Below are 16,256 nucleotides of genomic sequence, written 5' to 3' on the forward strand. Positions count from 1 at the left end.
TAACATGCAAGGCGGCGCCCCCCCGGGTGCCGCCTTTGTCGTTCAGGCGGAAAAAAGCGCGTTTGTCGCGTATCGAATCGGCTTGCAATGCGCAGTGCGAGCCGGTAATCCCAAGCCGGATGACAGGCGGTCACGCGGCCGCCGACGGCGGCGCAGTGCCATCGGTCGTCTTTCTGCTCCGGTGGGTTTCCCACGTTGGCGCGGACCCTGCAGGGGTATAGCTCAGTTGGTAGAGCGGCGGTCTCCAAAACCGCAGGTCGTGGGTTCGAGTCCCTCTGCCCCTGCCACGTCCGCTGCCGCATCACAGCCCAAACAGGCCGGGTGCCGGAAGGTGCTGAAATGGCGGTTGTACGCCGACGCGACCTGATATAGTCTGATTTGGATTGAGGGAATGCGAACCCCGGCCGGGAATGGTTGCGGGGTAAAAATCTATGCATTTCCTCTTGTGAATCGCGGCGCACGCGGTTAAGACGAAATTTAACGGACACGAGGTGCGTAGGGCCGATCTCGGCTTTTACGCGCCTAATGCCATGGGCGGTATATGGCCTCGAAGTCAAATCCATTCACGTTCCTCCAGCAGGTTCGGACCGAAGTCTCGAAAGTGACGTGGCCGACCCGCCGGGAGACGTTCATCTCCACGATCATGGTTCTCGTGATGGTCGTGTTCGCTGCTGCGTTCTTCTTCGTTGCGGACCAGGCGCTTGGTTTCCTGGTCGGCTTCGTCATGAGCGCCGGCCGCTGATTTCTGGAAGGTGAATGTCATGGCAGCTCGTTGGTATATCGTCCACGCCTATTCGAACTTTGAAAAGAAGGTCGCCGAGTCGATCGAGGAGCAGGCGCGTCAGAAGGGCTTGTCCGACAAGTTCGAAAAGATCCTCGTGCCGACCGAGAAGGTCGTCGAGGTGCGGCGCGGCCGCAAGGTCGATGCGGAGCGCAAGTTTTTCCCGGGTTATGTCCTGGTCAAGGCCGAGTTGACCGATCAGGTCTTTTCGCTGATCAAGAACACCCCGAAGGTGACGGGCTTCCTGGGTCCGGACAATCGTCCGGTACCGATTTCGGAAGCGGAAGCCACTCAGATCCTGAGCCAGGTTCAGGAAGGCGTGGAGCGTCCCAAGTCGAGCATCAGCTTCGATATCGGTGAGCAGGTGCGGGTCTCGGACGGTCCCTTCGCCTCTTTCAACGGCATCGTCCAGGAAGTCGATCACGAGCGCACGCGCCTCAAGGTGGAGGTTTCCATCTTCGGCCGCGCGACGCCGGTGGATCTCGAATTCGGTCAGGTCGAAAAGGTCTGATCGACGGGCCGCGGCGACGCGGTCCATGCCATGCGGAAGGCGCGTCGGCTTTTGCCGGTCGAAAGGCGCCGTACCGCGTGGGCTGCAAGGGCCGCACGATCGTGTGGCCAGTCGCCGGGCAACCGGCACACTGAAAAAGGCAGAGAATTATGGCTAAGAAAGTTGCAGGGCAGCTGAAGCTGCAAGTTGCCGCCGCTTCCGCCACGCCGTCGCCGCCCATCGGCCCGGCGCTCGGTCAGCGCGGTATCAACATCATGGAGTTCTGCAAGGCGTTCAACGCGCAGACCCAGGAGATGGAGAAGGGCTCGCCCGTCCCGGTGGTCATCACCTACTACCAGGACAAGTCCTTCACCTTCGTGATGAAGACGCCTCCGGTCACCTACTTCCTCAAGAAGGCGGCCAACATCAAGTCGGGCTCCAAGGAGCCGGGCAAGACGGGCGCCGGCAAGGTCACGCGCGATCAGGTGCGCGAGATCGCCGAAAAGAAGATGAAGGACCTCAACGCGAACGACGTTGATGCGGCAATGGCGATGGTCGAGGGCTCTGCCCGCTCCATGGGCCTGGAAGTGGTGGGCTGACACGATGGCAAAGATCGGCAAGCGAATTGCAAAGGCCCGTGACGGTCTCGACCGCGAGAAGCTCTATGACCTTTCCGAGGCCGTGAAGCTTCTGAAGGCGCGTGCGACCGCCAAGTTCGACGAGACGATCGAAGTGGCGTTGAACCTCGGCGTCGATCCGCGCCATGCGGACCAGATGGTTCGTGGCGTGGTCAACCTGCCCAACGGCACCGGCCGTACCGTTCGCGTCGCGGTCTTCGCGCGTGGCGACAAGGCCGAAGAGGCCAAGGCTGCCGGCGCCGACATCGTCGGTGCGGAAGATCTGGTCGAGAAGGTGCAGGGCGGCGAGATCGATTTCGATCGCGCCATCGCCACGCCGGACATGATGGGCCTGGTCGGCCGTCTGGGCAAGGTGCTCGGCCCCCGCGGCCTGATGCCGAACCCGCGTGTCGGCACGGTGACCCCGGATGTCACGGCGGCGGTCAAGGCTTCCAAGGGCGGCGCCGTCGAGTTCCGTGTCGAAAAGGCGGGCATCGTCCATGCCGGTATCGGCAAGGCGTCCTTCGGTGACGACGCGCTGGTGGAAAACATCCGCGCTTTCGCCGATGCCGTGCAGAAGGCCAAGCCGTCCGGCGCCAAGGGCACCTACGTCCAGCGCGTCGCGCTGTCGTCGACGATGGGCCCGGGCCTGAAGATCGACCCCGCGACGGTCCAGGCGTAAGGCCGGATCGCTCCGGCCGACGCCTTGGTGTCGGCGGGGGTTAACAAGGGCAGGGCGCATGACTATATGCGCTCCCTTCCCACGACGAATTTCCCCGGCTCCGGCCGGGGAAAGCCGGAAAACGCCCGCATAGGCGCTTTCCGGATTTCCTGTCCGAGATTGCGGGTGAGGGTCCGGGCGACCGGCTCTCTTAATGGAGTGGCCCGCATGAGACGGTGAGAGTTCCGAATTGGTCGGGGAAACCCGGCATTGGGTTCGAACCTCTGAATGCCTTGAGCTGAAGACGGGGCCGGCACGGCTCCAGTGACGCCAAGGGGACAGGATCCTCGAGCGGTCGTCCGTAAGGGCGGCCAAAGGCAACCGGGGCGACCCTTCATGGGAAGCCTCAACTGGAGAGTGGCAGTGGACAGAGCGGAAAAGCGCGAGTTCGTCACGGAGCTGCACGAGACCTTCAAAGGCTCGGGCGCGATCGTGGTGGCTCGTTACGCCGGTCTCACCGTCGCGCAGATGAACGATCTTCGTTCCAAGATGCGCGATCAGGGGGGCACCGTCAAAGTCGCGAAGAACCGCCTCGCCAAAATCGCTCTTCAAGGCACGGAAGCCGAAACGATCGCTGACCTTTTCGAAGGCCAGACGCTGGTTGCTTATTCCAGCGATCCGATCGCGGCTCCGAAGGTGGCCAACGACTTCGCCAAGGGCAACGACAAGCTCGTTATCCTGGGTGGAGCCATGGGTGCCACCGCCCTCGACGCGGAAGGTGTGAAGGCCCTGGCCTCGCTCCCGTCGCTCGACGAACTGCGCGCCAAGCTGATCGCCATGATTCAGACGCCGGCCACCCGCATTGCGGGCGTGGTCGCAGCGCCTGCCGGTCAGCTCGCTCGCGTATTCGGGGCATATGCCAAGAAGGACGAAGCGGCGTGAGGCTTGTTCCTCGCTGCATTCATAAGAACCGAACCTTAGGAAAGTGACTACAATGGCTGATCTCGCCAAGATCGTTGAAGACCTGTCGAGCCTGACCGTCCTCGAGGCGGCCGAGCTGTCGAAGATGCTGGAAGAGAAGTGGGGCGTTTCCGCCGCTGCTCCGGTTGCCGTCGCGGCTGCCGCTGGTGGCGCCGGCGCTGCCGCCGTCGAGGAAGAGAAGACGGAATTCGACGTCATCCTCACCGACGCCGGTGCGCAGAAGATCAACGTCATCAAGGAAGTCCGTGCGATCACGGGTCTCGGCCTCAAGGAAGCCAAGGACCTGGTCGACGGTGCTCCGAAGCCGGTCAAGGAAGCCGTGTCCAAGGACGAGGCTGCCAAGATCAAGGACCAGCTCGAAAAGGCTGGCGCGAAGGTCGACGTCAAGTAATTGCGCCCTGCGCGCAGTTCGACGTGAAAATGGTCGGCGGGACGGCATTTTGCCGTTCCGCCTTCCGCGTTCGGAAAATCGGACGGCTCCGGCCGCCCCCGAACGCAGCCGATGATCCGGGCAATGTCCTGGGTCCGTTCGGCAAAGGAAATGCCCTGCAGCGCTTCGGGTTCCGCCCTTGTTGCAGGTGTGCCGCCTCTTCCCGAGGGCCCTTGGCCGGCGGGACTTTCGGGAAGACGCGGATGGGCCGGTGGTCCGCATAGGTCGAAGTCGTGTTCGCTCCGGCGGGTGCGGCGAGCCTTCCACGGAAGGCTTTGGAAGTTGAGCCCTTCGGCGAGGGCAGTGTCGAAAGCAAGGAGCGACGATGTCTCAGACGACGACGTTTAGCGGTCGCAGGCGCGTACGCAAGTTCTTCGGGCATATCCCCGAAGTTGCCGAAATGCCCAACCTGATCGAGGTGCAGAAGGCATCCTACGATCAGTTCCTCATGGTGGACGAGCCGGAAGGCGGTCGCCCTGACGAGGGGCTTCAGGCCGTCTTCAAGTCCGTCTTCCCCATTTCCGATTTCTCGGGCCATTCGATGCTCGAATTCGTCAAGTACGAGTTCGAACAGCCGAAGTTCGACGTCGACGAATGCCGCCAGCGCGATCTGACCTTCGCCGCGCCGCTGAAGGTGACGCTGCGCCTCATCGTGTTCGATGTGGACGAGGATACCGGCTCCAAGTCCATCAAGGACATCAAGGAGCAGGATGTCTACATGGGCGACATGCCGCTCATGACGTCCAACGGCACCTTCATCGTCAACGGCACCGAGCGCGTGATCGTCTCGCAGATGCACCGCTCGCCGGGCGTCTTCTTCGATCATGACAAGGGCAAGAGCCACTCGTCCGGCAAGCTGCTCTTCGCCGCGCGCGTCATTCCCTATCGCGGTTCCTGGCTCGACATCGAGTTCGACGCCAAGGACATCGTCTTTGCGCGCATCGACCGCCGCCGCAAGATCCCGGTCAGCAGCCTTCTGATGGCGCTGGGCATGGATGGGGAAGAGATCCTCTCGACCTTCTACAACATCGTGAAGTTCGAGAAGGACGCCAAGGGCTGGCGCATTCCCTTCACGATGGAGCGGATCCGCGGCCAGAAGCCGATGACCGACCTGATCGATGCCGATAGCGGTGAGATCCTCGTCGAAGCCGGCAAGAAGGTTACGGCGCGTCAGGCGCGTCAGCTCAAGGACAAGGGCGTCAAGGCGCTCCGGGCCAGCGACGAAGACCTCTACGGCAACTATCTGGCCGAAGACGTCGTCAACTACCAGACGGGCGAAGTCTATCTGGAAGCCGGCGACGAGATCGACGAGAAGACGCTCAAGGTGCTGGTCGACGCCGGCTATGACGAGATTTCGGTGCTCGACATCGATCACGTCACGGTGGGCGCCTATATCCGCAACACGCTGGCTGCGGACAAGAACGAAAGCCGCCAGGACGCACTCTTCGATATCTATCGCGTCATGCGTCCGGGTGAGCCGCCCACGATGGAAACGGCCGAGGCCATGTTCCATTCGCTGTTCTTCGACGCCGAGCGTTACGACCTGTCGGCGGTCGGCCGTGTCAAGATGAACATGCGCCTGGACGTCAAGGCCGAGGACACCGTTCGCGTCCTGCGCAAGGAAGACATCCTCGCGGTCGTCCGCACGCTGGTCGACCTGCGCGACGGCAAAGGCGAGATCGACGACATCGACAATCTCGGCAACCGCCGCGTGCGTTCCGTCGGCGAGCTGATGGAGAACCAGTACCGCGTCGGCCTGCTCCGCATGGAGCGGGCGATCAAAGAGCGTATGTCGTCGGTCGAGATCGACACCGTCATGCCGCAGGACCTGATCAACGCCAAGCCGGCGGCCGCCGCCGTGCGCGAGTTCTTCGGATCCTCGCAGCTCTCGCAGTTCATGGACCAGACCAACCCCCTGTCCGAGATCACGCATAAGCGGCGTATCTCGGCGCTCGGACCCGGTGGCCTGACCCGCGAACGCGCCGGCTTCGAGGTGCGCGACGTGCACCCGACGCATTACGGCCGTATCTGCCCGATCGAGACGCCGGAAGGCCCGAACATCGGTCTGATCAACTCGCTGGCGACCTTTGCGCGCGTCAACAAGTACGGCTTCATCGAAAGCCCGTACCGGCGCGTCATCGACGGCAAGGTGACGGGCGACGTCGTCTACCTGTCGGCTATGGAAGAGGCCAAGCACCATGTCGCGCAGGCGAATGCGGTCCTGACGGAGGAAAACACCTTCGTCGACGACCTCGTCGTGTGCCGCCATGCCGGCGACAACGTGATCACCCCGCGTGAGAACATCGACCTGATGGACGTGTCGCCCAAGCAGATCGTCTCCGTCGCCGCGGCGCTGATCCCGTTCCTCGAAAACGACGACGCGAACCGCGCTCTGATGGGTTCGAACATGCAGCGTCAGGCCGTGCCGCTGGTGCGGGCCGAGGCGCCCTTCGTGGGCACCGGCATGGAGCCGGTCGTCGCGCGCGATTCCGGTGCCGCCATCGCGGCGCGCCGGACGGGCATCGTCGACCAGGTCGATGCGACCCGTATCGTCGTGCGCGCCACGGATGATCTGGAGGCCGGGCGTTCCGGCGTCGATATCTACCGCCTGATGAAGTTCCAGCGTTCGAACCAGTCGACCTGTATCAACCAGCGCCCGCTGGTGAAGATGGGCGACCGGGTGCAGAAGGGCGACATCATCGCGGATGGTCCGTCCACGGATCTCGGCGATCTGGCCCTTGGCCGGAACGTGCTTGTCGCCTTCATGCCCTGGAACGGCTACAACTACGAGGACTCGATCCTCCTGTCCGAACGCATCGTCGCGGACGACGTCTTCACCTCGATCCACATCGAGGAATTCGAAGTCGCCGCGCGTGACACCAAGCTCGGACCGGAAGAGATCACGCGCGACATTCCGAACGTGTCGGAAGAGGCGCTCAAGAACCTCGACGAGGCCGGCATCGTCTATATCGGCGCCGAAGTTCAGCCGGGCGATATCCTGGTTGGCAAGATCACGCCGAAGGGCGAAAGCCCGATGACGCCGGAAGAGAAGCTGCTGCGCGCCATCTTCGGCGAGAAGGCGTCCGACGTGCGCGACACGTCGAGCCGCATGCCTCCCGGAACCTACGGCACGGTCGTCGAAGTGCGCGTCTTCAACCGCCATGGCGTGGAGAAGGACGAGCGCGCGATGGCGATCGAGCGCGAGGAGATCGAGCGCCTGGCCAAGGACCGCGACGACGAGCAGGCCATCCTCGACCGGAACGTCTACGGGCGCCTGGTCGACATGCTGGACGGAAAGGTCGCCGTGGCCGGTCCGAAAAACTTCAAGAAGGGCACGACACTCTCCGCGTCGATCATCCAGGAGTATCCGCGCTCCCAGTGGTGGATGTTCGCCGTCGAGGACGAGAAGCTCCAGGGCGAGCTCGAAGACCTGCGCAACGTCTATGACGAGTCCAAGACGACCCTCGAAGGGCGCTTCATGGACAAGGTCGAGAAGGTGCAGCGGGGCGACGAACTGCCCCCCGGCGTCATGAAGCAGGTCAAGGTCTTCGTTGCGGTGAAGCGCAAGATCCAGCCGGGCGACAAGATGGCCGGCCGTCACGGCAACAAGGGTGTCGTGTCGCGCATCGTGCCGGTGGAGGACATGCCCTTCAACGAGGACGGAACGCATGTCGACATCGTTCTGAACCCGTTGGGCGTGCCGTCGCGCATGAATGTCGGGCAGATCCTGGAGACGCATCTCGGCTGGGCCTGTGCGGGCATGGGCCGGCGCATCGGGGAGCTTCTGGAGCAATACCAGCAGAGCCACGACGTGCAGCCGCTGCGTCAGGAGATCTCCGGTCTTCTGGGCGACAACGACCGCAACGAGAAGGTCAACACCTACGACGACGAGTCCGTGGTCACGCTGGCACGTCAGATGAAGCGCGGCGTGTCGATCGCAACGCCCGTCTTCGACGGTGCCAACGAGCATGACATCGTTGAAATGCTGGAGAAGGCCGGTCTGAACGGATCGGGCCAGGTGACGCTCTATGACGGGCGTACCGGCGAGCCTTTCGACCGGCAGGTGACGGTGGGCTACATCTACATGCTCAAGCTGCACCATCTGGTGGACGACAAGATCCACGCCCGTTCGATCGGCCCTTACTCGCTGGTCACCCAGCAGCCGCTGGGCGGCAAGGCGCAGTTCGGTGGTCAGCGCTTCGGCGAGATGGAGGTGTGGGCGCTCGAAGCCTATGGCGCCGCCTACACGCTGCAGGAGATGCTGACAGTCAAGTCGGACGACGTGGCCGGGCGCACCAAGGTGTACGAGTCCATCGTGCGCGGCGATGACGCCTTCGAGTCGGGCATTCCGGAGAGCTTCAACGTGCTCGTCAAGGAAATGCGCTCGCTGGGTCTCGACGTCGACCTGTCCAACTCGACCGAGCCGCGCCTGTCGGCCAACGGGGACGACAGGTTGCCCGACGCAGCCGAGTGATCGGCAGGCGCGCCGAAAGGCGCGCCAGGCCGGCGCCGATACCGGGCGCCGGTCCTTCTACCGGGATTTTAGGTTTGCGCCGGCCTCCGGCGCGCGGGGCGCGATGCGCCAGAAGGAGATAGCACCATGAATCAAGAGGTCATGAATCTCTTCAATCCTCAGGTGCAGGCCCAGTCTTTCGATTCGATCCGGATCTCGCTCGCGAGCCCGGAGAAGATCCTGTCCTGGTCGTTCGGCGAGATCAAGAAGCCGGAGACAATCAACTACCGGACCTTCAAGCCGGAGCGCGACGGCCTGTTCTGCGCCCGCATCTTCGGTCCGATCAAGGACTACGAGTGCTTGTGCGGCAAGTACAAGCGCATGAAGTACAAGGGCATCATCTGCGAAAAGTGCGGCGTCGAGGTCACCCTCTCGCGCGTGCGGCGCGAGCGCATGGGCCATATCGAGCTGGCCGCGCCGGTGGCGCATATCTGGTTCCTGAAGTCGCTGCCGAGCCGCATCGGCACGCTGCTCGACATGACGCTCAAGGATATCGAGCGCGTCCTGTATTTCGAGAACTATATCGTCACCGAGCCGGGCCTCACCGCGCTTAAGGAGCACCAGCTCCTGACGGAAGAAGAATACATCATCGCCAGCGAAGAGTATGGCGAGGATTCCTTCACCGCGCTCATCGGTGCCGAGGCCATCCAGGAACTCCTCTCCTCGATGGACCTGGAGAAGATCGCCGGTGACCTGCGCGCCGAGCTGGCCGAGACGACCTCCGATCTGAAGACCAAGAAGCTGATGAAGCGTCTGAAGATCGTCGAGAACTTCCTGGAGTCGGGCAATCGTCCCGAGTGGATGATCATGAGCGTCGTCCCGGTGATCCCGCCGGACCTGCGCCCGCTTGTCCCGCTGGATGGCGGCCGCTTCGCGACCTCCGACCTGAACGACCTTTACCGCCGCGTCATCAACCGCAACAACCGCCTGAAGCGGCTGATCGAGCTGCGGGCGCCGGGCATCATCATCCGCAACGAGAAGCGGATGCTGCAGGAAGCCGTCGACGCGCTCTTCGACAACGGCCGCCGCGGCCGCGTCATCACGGGTGCCAACAAGCGTCCGCTGAAGTCGCTGTCCGACATGCTGAAGGGCAAGCAGGGCCGGTTCCGTCAGAACCTGCTCGGCAAGCGCGTGGATTATTCCGGCCGTTCGGTCATCGTGACCGGTCCGGAACTGAAGCTTCATCAATGCGGCCTGCCCAAGAAGATGGCGCTGGAGCTGTTCAAGCCGTTCATCTATGCGCGGCTCGACGCCAAGGGCTATTCCTCCACGGTCAAGCAGGCCAAGAAGCTGGTCGAGAAAGAGCGTCCGGAAGTCTGGGATATCCTCGACGAGGTCATCCGCGAGCATCCGGTCCTGCTCAACCGCGCTCCGACGCTGCACCGCCTCGGCATCCAGGCCTTCGAGCCGGTGCTGATCGAGGGCAAGGCCATCCAGCTTCATCCGCTGGTCTGCACCGCCTTCAACGCCGACTTCGACGGCGATCAGATGGCCGTGCACGTGCCCTTGTCCATCGAGGCGCAGCTGGAAGCCCGCGTGCTGATGATGTCGACGAACAACATCCTGCATCCGGCCAATGGTCAGCCGATCATCGTGCCGTCGCAGGACATGGTTCTCGGCCTCTATTACCTGTCCATCATGAACGAGAACGAGCCGGGCCAGGGCATGGCCTTCTCGGATATCGGCGAGATGGAGCATGCGCTGCATTCCAAGGCGATCACGCTGCACACCAAGATCCGCGGGCGCTACCGCTCCGTGGATGCGGATGGCAACGAGACGTCGAAGGTGTACGAGACGACGCCGGGCCGCCTCCTGATCGGCCAGCTCCTGCCGAAGAACGCGAAGATTCCCTTCGACATCGCCAACGAGCTGATGACGAAGAAGAACATCTCCAAGCTCATCGACCAGGTCTACCGCCACTGCGGTCAGAAGGAGACGGTGATCTTCTGCGACCGGATCATGCAGCTCGGCTTCAAGCATGCCTGCATGGCCGGCATCTCCTTCGGCAAGGATGACATGCTCATCCCCGACACCAAGGAGAAGATGATCGCCGAAACCCAGGCGCTCGCCAAGGAATACGAGCAGCAGTACAATGACGGCCTGATTACCCAGGGCGAAAAATACAATAAGGTCGTCGACGCCTGGGCCAAGTGCACGGACCGGATCGCCGATGAGATGATGGGCCGCATCAAGGCGGTCGAGTTCGATGAAACCGGTCGCCAGCGCCCGATGAACTCGATCTACATGATGTCGCACTCCGGTGCGCGTGGTTCGCCCACCCAGATGCGCCAGCTCGCGGCTATGCGCGGCCTCATGACCAAGCCTTCGGGCGAGATCATCGAGACGCCGATCATCTCCAACTTCAAGGAAGGCCTGACCGTTCTGGAGTACTTCAACTCCACGCACGGCGCTCGCAAGGGCCTGGCAGACACCGCCTTGAAGACCGCGAACTCCGGTTACCTGACCCGCCGTCTCGTCGATGTCGCGCAGGACTGCATCATTACGCAGACCGATTGCGGCACGCAGAACGGCCTGACCATGCAGCCGATCGTCGATGCCGGCCAGGTCGTCGCGACGCTCGGCCAGCGCATCCTGGGCCGGACGGTGCTGGAGGATATCCTGCATCCGGCAACGGGTGAGGTCCTTGTGGCCGGTGGGGCGACCATCGAGGAGCGGGACGTCGAGATCGTGGAGAAGGCCGGCGTGCAGTCGGTCAAGATCCGCTCGGCCCTGACCTGCGAAGTGCGCACCGGCATCTGCGCCGTCTGCTACGGTCGTGACCTTGCACGCGGCACGCCCGTCAACATGGGCGAGGCCGTTGGCGTCATCGCGGCACAGTCCATCGGCGAGCCGGGCACCCAGCTCACCATGCGTACCTTCCACATGGGCGGTACCGCCCAGGTGGTCGACCAGTCCTTCCTGGAAGCCTCCTACGAGGGCACGGTCAAGATCCGCAACCGCAACGTGGTGCGGGACTCCGAGGGACGCCTGGTCGCCATGGGCCGCAACATGGCCATCCTGATCCTGGATCAGGGCGGCAAGGAGCGGGCCTCGCACCGGCTGACCTATGGTTCGCGTATTTTCGTGGACGATGGCGACAAGGTGCGGCGCGGCCAGCGCATCGCCGAGTGGGATCCCTATACCCGCCCGGTGCTGACCGAGCTGGACGGCACGATCGAGTTCGAGGATCTGGTCGAAGGCCTGTCGGTCTCCGAGCAGGCCGACGAGTCGACCGGCATCACCAAGCGCCAGGTCATCGACTGGCGTGCGAACCCGCGCGGTTCGGACCTGAAGCCGGCCATCGTCATTCGTGGCGCGGACGGGCAGGTCTTGAAACTCGCCCGCGGTTCGGATGCCCGGTACTTCCTCTCCGTCGACGCCATCCTGTCGGTGGAGCCGGGTGCCAAGATAAAGGCGGGTGACGTCCTGTCGCGCATTCCGATGGAAAGCGCCAAGACCAAGGACATCACCGGTGGTCTGCCGCGCGTCGCCGAACTGTTCGAGGCGCGCCGTCCGAAGGACAATGCCGTGATCGCCGAGATCGACGGTACGGTCCGCTTCGGACGCGACTACAAGAACAAGCGGCGCATCGTGATCGAGCCGCACGAAGACGGTGTGGAGCCGGTCGAGTACCTGATTCCGAAGGGCAAGCCCTTCCACCTTCAGGAAGGCGACATCATCGAGAAGGGTGACTACATTCTCGATGGCAACCCGGCGCCGCACGACATTCTGGCGATCCGCGGCGTGGAGGCCCTTGCGTCCTACCTCGTCAACGAGATCCAGGAAGTCTACCGTCTGCAGGGCGTGCTCATCAACGACAAGCACATCGAGGTGATCGTTCGCCAGATGCTGCAGAAGGTGGAGATCACCGAGTCGGGCGACAGCGGCTACATTCCGGGCGACAACATCGACCGGATCGAGCTCGCCGAGCTGAACGAGCGGCTGGAACAGGACGGCAAGAAGCCCGCTTCGGGCGTGCCGGTCCTGCTCGGCATCACCAAGGCGTCGCTGCAGACGCCGTCCTTCATCTCGGCCGCCTCCTTCCAGGAGACGACCCGCGTGCTGACGGAAGCGGCCGTGGCCGGCAAGACGGACACGCTGCAGGGCCTGAAGGAAAACGTCATCGTCGGCCGCCTCATCCCGGCCGGTACGGGCGGCATGATGACCCAGATCCGCCGGATCGCGACCTCGCGGGATGACCTGATTATCGACGACCGTCGCAAGACCTCGGCGTCCGGGCAGACCGACAACCTCCTGTCCGACATGTCCGGGGGGCAGATGCCCGCCGACGTCCGGCAGGCGGAAGGCAACCTGCGCTGATAAGACAACCGGACGGGGCCGCCAGTCGGCCCCGTTCGCTCATCCGAATCCCCCTGGCGGGGTTCGTTCCTTGATGCATGAAAGCCATGCATCGCAAGCTCGGACTCCAGCGCGGAGAGGGGCTTGACGATGACAGGCGGAATCGTTAAAAACCGCGCAACAGAGCCGATGTGAAGCTTGTTCCGTCCAAGGGCGCCGAGTCCAGGACCTACGTTTCAAACAAGGCTCAGTTCAACGAACGTCATATCGCTGGTCGCATGATCGGGTTCCGATCCTCTGCTTTGTGCCGGGCAGCTCGTGTAACGCGGGCGGATTGCCCGGTTTCGTGTATGAGCCATCAGGCTCGGCCGATGCGGTCATGTTCGTTTTGAACCGTGACGATAGAGAAGAGGGAAGGTTGGGATGCCGACCATTAACCAGTTGATCCGCAAGCCGCGCGTTCGTCCGACCGAGCGCAACACGGTCCCGGCTCTCCAGGCCAACCCGCAGAAGCGGGGTGTTTGCACGCGTGTCTACACGACCACGCCGAAGAAGCCGAACTCGGCTCTCCGGAAGGTCGCCAAGGTCCGCCTCGTGAATGGCTTCGAAGTCATCGGCTACATCCCGGGTGAGGGGCATAACCTTCAGGAGCACTCCGTGGTCATGATCCGCGGCGGTCGCGTGAAGGACCTTCCCGGTGTGCGCTACCACATCATTCGCGGCGTGCTGGACACGCAGGGTGTCAAGGATCGCCGTCAGCGCCGGTCCAAGTACGGCGCCAAGCGTCCGAAGTAACACCAGCCGTCAGACCGAGAACGAGAGACCAACAGATGTCCCGTCGTCATTCCGCTGAAAAGCGCGAGATCAATCCCGATCCGAAGTTTGGTGACCTGATCGTCACCAAGTTCATGAACGCCATCATGTATGACGGCAAGAAGTCGGTTGCCGAGCGCATCGTCTACGGTGCCTTCGACGTCGTGCACGAGAAGAGCCGCCAGGAATCGCTGGTGATCTTCCATCAGGCGCTCGACAATGTCGCGCCGCACGTCGAAGTCCGCTCCCGCCGCGTCGGTGGCGCGACCTACCAGGTGCCGGTCGATGTCCGTCCGGAGCGTCGCCAGGCCCTCGCGATCCGCTGGCTGATCTCCGCTGCGCGCAACCGCAACGAGACGACGATGGTCGATCGCCTGTCGGGTGAAATTCTCGATGCCGCGAACAACCGGGGCACCGCGGTCAAGAAGCGCGAAGACACGCACCGCATGGCGGAAGCGAACCGCGCATTCTCGCATTACCGCTGGTAATCCTGAATCTGATCTTGAAAGGCGACGCCCATGGCCCGCGAATACGACATCGAGGACTACCGCAACTTCGGTATCATGGCGCATATCGACGCCGGGAAGACCACGACCACCGAACGCATTCTGTTCTACACCGGTAAGCTGCATAAGATCGGCGAAGTCCATGACGGCGCCGCGACGATGGACTGGATGGAGCAGGAGCAGGAGCGCGGCATCACGATTACGTCTGCTGCGACGACCACCTTCTGGGAAGGTCGTGACGGCAAGAAGCGTCGCTTCAACATCATCGACACGCCGGGCCACGTCGACTTCACGATTGAAGTCGAGCGTTCGCTGCGCGTTCTGGACGGCGCCATCGCGCTGCTGGACGCCAATGCCGGCGTCGAGCCGCAGACCGAGACCGTCTGGCGCCAGGCAGACAAGTATCATGTCCCGCGCATGATCTTCGTCAACAAGATGGACAAGACGGGCGCGGACTTCTTCCGCTGCGTCGAGATGATCAAGTCGCGCCTCGGCGCGCGCTCGATCGTCGTCCAGCTGCCGGTCGGCGCCGAGAACGAGTTCAAGGGCGTCATCGACCTGATCGAGATGAAGGCTCTCATCTGGCGCGACGAGACGCTCGGCGCACAGTGGGATGTCGTCGAGATCCCGGCAGACATGCAGGAGCAGGCGGAGTCCTACCGCGAGGCCATGATCGAGGCTGCCGTCGAAGTCGACGAAGCTGCGATGGAAGCCTATCTGGAAGGCACCATGCCCTCCAATGACGAACTGCGTCGCCTGATCCGCAAGGGCACCTGCGACGTGTGGTTCACGCCGGTTCTGTGCGGTTCCGCATTCAAGAACAAGGGCGTCCAGCCGCTGCTCGACGCGGTCGTCGATTTCCTTCCGTCCCCGGTCGAAGTGCCGGCGATCAAGGGCATCGATCCGAAGACCGAGGAAGAGACCACGCGTGTGTCCTCCGACGACGCGCCGCTCTCCATGCTCGCCTTCAAGATCATGAACGATCCGTTCGTGGGCTCGCTGACCTTCTGCCGTATCTATTCGGGCAAGCTCGCCAAGGGCGCCTCGCTCGTCAATACGGTGAAGGAGAAGAAGGAACGCATCGGCCGCATGCTGCAGATGCATTCCAACTCTCGTGTCGACATCGAAGAGGCTTTCGCCGGCGACATCGTCGCTCTGGCCGGCCTTAAGGAAGTCACCACGGGTGATACGCTTTGCGATCCGCTGAAGCCGGTCATCCTGGAGCGCATGGAATTCCCCGAGCCGGTCATCGAGATCGCGATCGAGCCGAAGACCAAGGGCGACCAGGAAAAGATGGGCCTGGCCCTCAACCGCCTGGCTGCCGAGGATCCGTCCTTCCGCGTCAAGACGGACGAAGAATCCGGCCAGACGATCATTGCCGGCATGGGCGAGCTCCACCTCGACATCCTGGTCGATCGCATGAAGCGCGAGTTCAAGGTCGAGGCCAATATCGGCGCTCCGCAGGTCGCCTATCGTGAGACGATCAGCCGTGCGGCCGAGGTCGACTACACGCACAAGAAGCAGACGGGCGGTACCGGCCAGTTCGCGCGGGTCAAGATGACCTTCGCTCCTGCCGAACTCGGCCAGGGCTTCACCTTCGAGTCCAAGATCGTCGGTGGTTCGGTTCCGAAGGAATACGTCCCCGGCGTCCAGAAGGGCATCGAGTCGGTCATGACCTCCGGTCCGCTGGCAGGCTTCCCGATGGTCGACATCAAGGCCGAACTGATCGACGGCGCCTACCATGACGTCGACTCCTCGGTTCTCGCCTTCGAGATCGCCGGTCGTGCCGGCTTCCGCGAGGCCATCCAGAAGGCCGGTCCGAAGCTGCTCGAGCCGATCATGAAGGTCGAGGTCGTGACGCCGGAAGATTACGTCGGTGACGTGATCGGCGATCTGAACTCCCGCCGTGGCCAGATCCAGGGCACGGAGAACCGGGGCATCGCGACGGCGATCAACGCCATGGTGCCGCTGGCCAACATGTTTGGCTACGTCAACACGCTGCGGTCCATGTCTCAGGGCCGTGCGCAGTACACGATGCAGTTCGATCACTACGAGCAGGTGCCGAACCAGGTCGCGGAAGAAATTCAGAAGAAGTACGCCTGACCTGACGGTCGGGCATTCCTTCCCGGTCCGAGTGACCGAACCAGATTGAGTGGAGAGCCAGA

11 protein-coding genes and 1 tRNA gene are annotated in these 16,256 nt (G+C 62.9%); all 12 read left to right on the forward strand.

Annotated elements, in window-relative coordinates:
* The first annotated feature begins 211 nt into the window (after window positions 1-211).
* The 12 genes from AUL30_RS19045 to fusA all read left to right on the forward strand — a co-directional run bounded on the left by AUL30_RS19045 (window position 212) and on the right by fusA (window position 16,194).
* Window positions 212-287 (forward strand) — tRNA-Trp (locus AUL30_RS19045).
* A 254-nt stretch (window positions 288-541) separates the two neighbouring features.
* Complete coding sequence (gene secE / locus AUL30_RS19050) at window positions 542-742, forward strand: preprotein translocase subunit SecE (protein WP_062229495.1); 201 nt, start codon at window positions 542-544, stop codon at window positions 740-742.
* A gap of 19 nt (window positions 743-761) precedes the next feature.
* The gene (gene nusG / locus AUL30_RS19055; RefSeq protein WP_062229496.1) at window positions 762-1,292 is read left to right on the forward strand and encodes a transcription termination/antitermination protein NusG; all 531 of its coding nucleotides are present in this window, start codon (window positions 762-764) and stop codon (window positions 1,290-1,292) included.
* Between the two features lie 149 nt (window positions 1,293-1,441).
* A complete protein-coding gene (rplK, locus tag AUL30_RS19060) occupies window positions 1,442-1,870 on the forward strand; it encodes a 50S ribosomal protein L11 (protein ID WP_062229497.1) in 429 nt (142 codons plus the stop codon).
* A 4-nt stretch (window positions 1,871-1,874) separates the two neighbouring features.
* On the forward strand, window positions 1,875-2,570 hold the full coding sequence (rplA, locus tag AUL30_RS19065) for a 50S ribosomal protein L1 (RefSeq protein ID WP_062229498.1): 696 nt from the start codon (window positions 1,875-1,877) through the stop codon (window positions 2,568-2,570).
* Between the two features lie 402 nt (window positions 2,571-2,972).
* Window positions 2,973-3,491, forward strand: a complete 519-nt coding sequence (rplJ, locus tag AUL30_RS19070; protein WP_062229499.1) for a 50S ribosomal protein L10 — start codon at window positions 2,973-2,975, stop codon at window positions 3,489-3,491.
* 52 nt (window positions 3,492-3,543) lie between these two features.
* The gene (gene rplL / locus AUL30_RS19075) at window positions 3,544-3,921 is read left to right on the forward strand and encodes a 50S ribosomal protein L7/L12 (protein ID WP_062229500.1); all 378 of its coding nucleotides are present in this window, start codon (window positions 3,544-3,546) and stop codon (window positions 3,919-3,921) included.
* Between the two features lie 364 nt (window positions 3,922-4,285).
* Complete coding sequence (gene rpoB / locus AUL30_RS19080; protein ID WP_062229501.1) at window positions 4,286-8,434, forward strand: DNA-directed RNA polymerase subunit beta; 4,149 nt, start codon at window positions 4,286-4,288, stop codon at window positions 8,432-8,434.
* A 126-nt stretch (window positions 8,435-8,560) separates the two neighbouring features.
* The gene (gene rpoC / locus AUL30_RS19085) at window positions 8,561-12,793 is read left to right on the forward strand and encodes a DNA-directed RNA polymerase subunit beta' (protein ID WP_062229502.1); all 4,233 of its coding nucleotides are present in this window, start codon (window positions 8,561-8,563) and stop codon (window positions 12,791-12,793) included.
* A 402-nt stretch (window positions 12,794-13,195) separates the two neighbouring features.
* The gene (gene rpsL / locus AUL30_RS19090; protein WP_062229503.1) at window positions 13,196-13,567 is read left to right on the forward strand and encodes a 30S ribosomal protein S12; all 372 of its coding nucleotides are present in this window, start codon (window positions 13,196-13,198) and stop codon (window positions 13,565-13,567) included.
* Window positions 13,568-13,602: 35 nt separating this feature from the next.
* Complete coding sequence (gene rpsG, locus AUL30_RS19095; RefSeq protein WP_062229504.1) at window positions 13,603-14,073, forward strand: 30S ribosomal protein S7; 471 nt, start codon at window positions 13,603-13,605, stop codon at window positions 14,071-14,073.
* A gap of 30 nt (window positions 14,074-14,103) precedes the next feature.
* On the forward strand, window positions 14,104-16,194 hold the full coding sequence (gene fusA, locus AUL30_RS19100; protein ID WP_062229505.1) for an elongation factor G: 2,091 nt from the start codon (window positions 14,104-14,106) through the stop codon (window positions 16,192-16,194).
* The last annotated feature ends 62 nt before the right edge of the window (window positions 16,195-16,256 follow it).

It is taken from the genome of Aureimonas frigidaquae (genome assembly GCF_001463905.1).
GTDB classification, from domain to species: domain Bacteria; phylum Pseudomonadota; class Alphaproteobacteria; order Rhizobiales; family Rhizobiaceae; genus Aureimonas; species Aureimonas frigidaquae.

Bases quoted from the DNA above. Each gene is read 5' to 3' on its own strand.
- secE (WP_062229495.1), top strand. From the start codon at position 542: ATGGCCTCGAAGTCAAATCCATTCACGTTCCTCCAGCAGGTTCGGACC.
- rplK (WP_062229497.1), top strand. From the start codon at position 1,442: ATGGCTAAGAAAGTTGCAGGGCAGCTGAAGCTGCAAGTTGCCGCCGCT.
- nusG (WP_062229496.1), top strand. From the start codon at position 762: ATGGCAGCTCGTTGGTATATCGTCCACGCCTATTCGAACTTTGAAAAG.
- fusA (WP_062229505.1), top strand. From the start codon at position 14,104: ATGGCCCGCGAATACGACATCGAGGACTACCGCAACTTCGGTATCATG.
- rpoB (WP_062229501.1), top strand. From the start codon at position 4,286: ATGTCTCAGACGACGACGTTTAGCGGTCGCAGGCGCGTACGCAAGTTC.
- rplA (WP_062229498.1), top strand. From the start codon at position 1,875: ATGGCAAAGATCGGCAAGCGAATTGCAAAGGCCCGTGACGGTCTCGAC.
- rpsL (WP_062229503.1), top strand. From the start codon at position 13,196: ATGCCGACCATTAACCAGTTGATCCGCAAGCCGCGCGTTCGTCCGACC.
- rplL (WP_062229500.1), top strand. From the start codon at position 3,544: ATGGCTGATCTCGCCAAGATCGTTGAAGACCTGTCGAGCCTGACCGTC.
- rpsG (WP_062229504.1), top strand. From the start codon at position 13,603: ATGTCCCGTCGTCATTCCGCTGAAAAGCGCGAGATCAATCCCGATCCG.
- rpoC (WP_062229502.1), top strand. From the start codon at position 8,561: ATGAATCAAGAGGTCATGAATCTCTTCAATCCTCAGGTGCAGGCCCAG.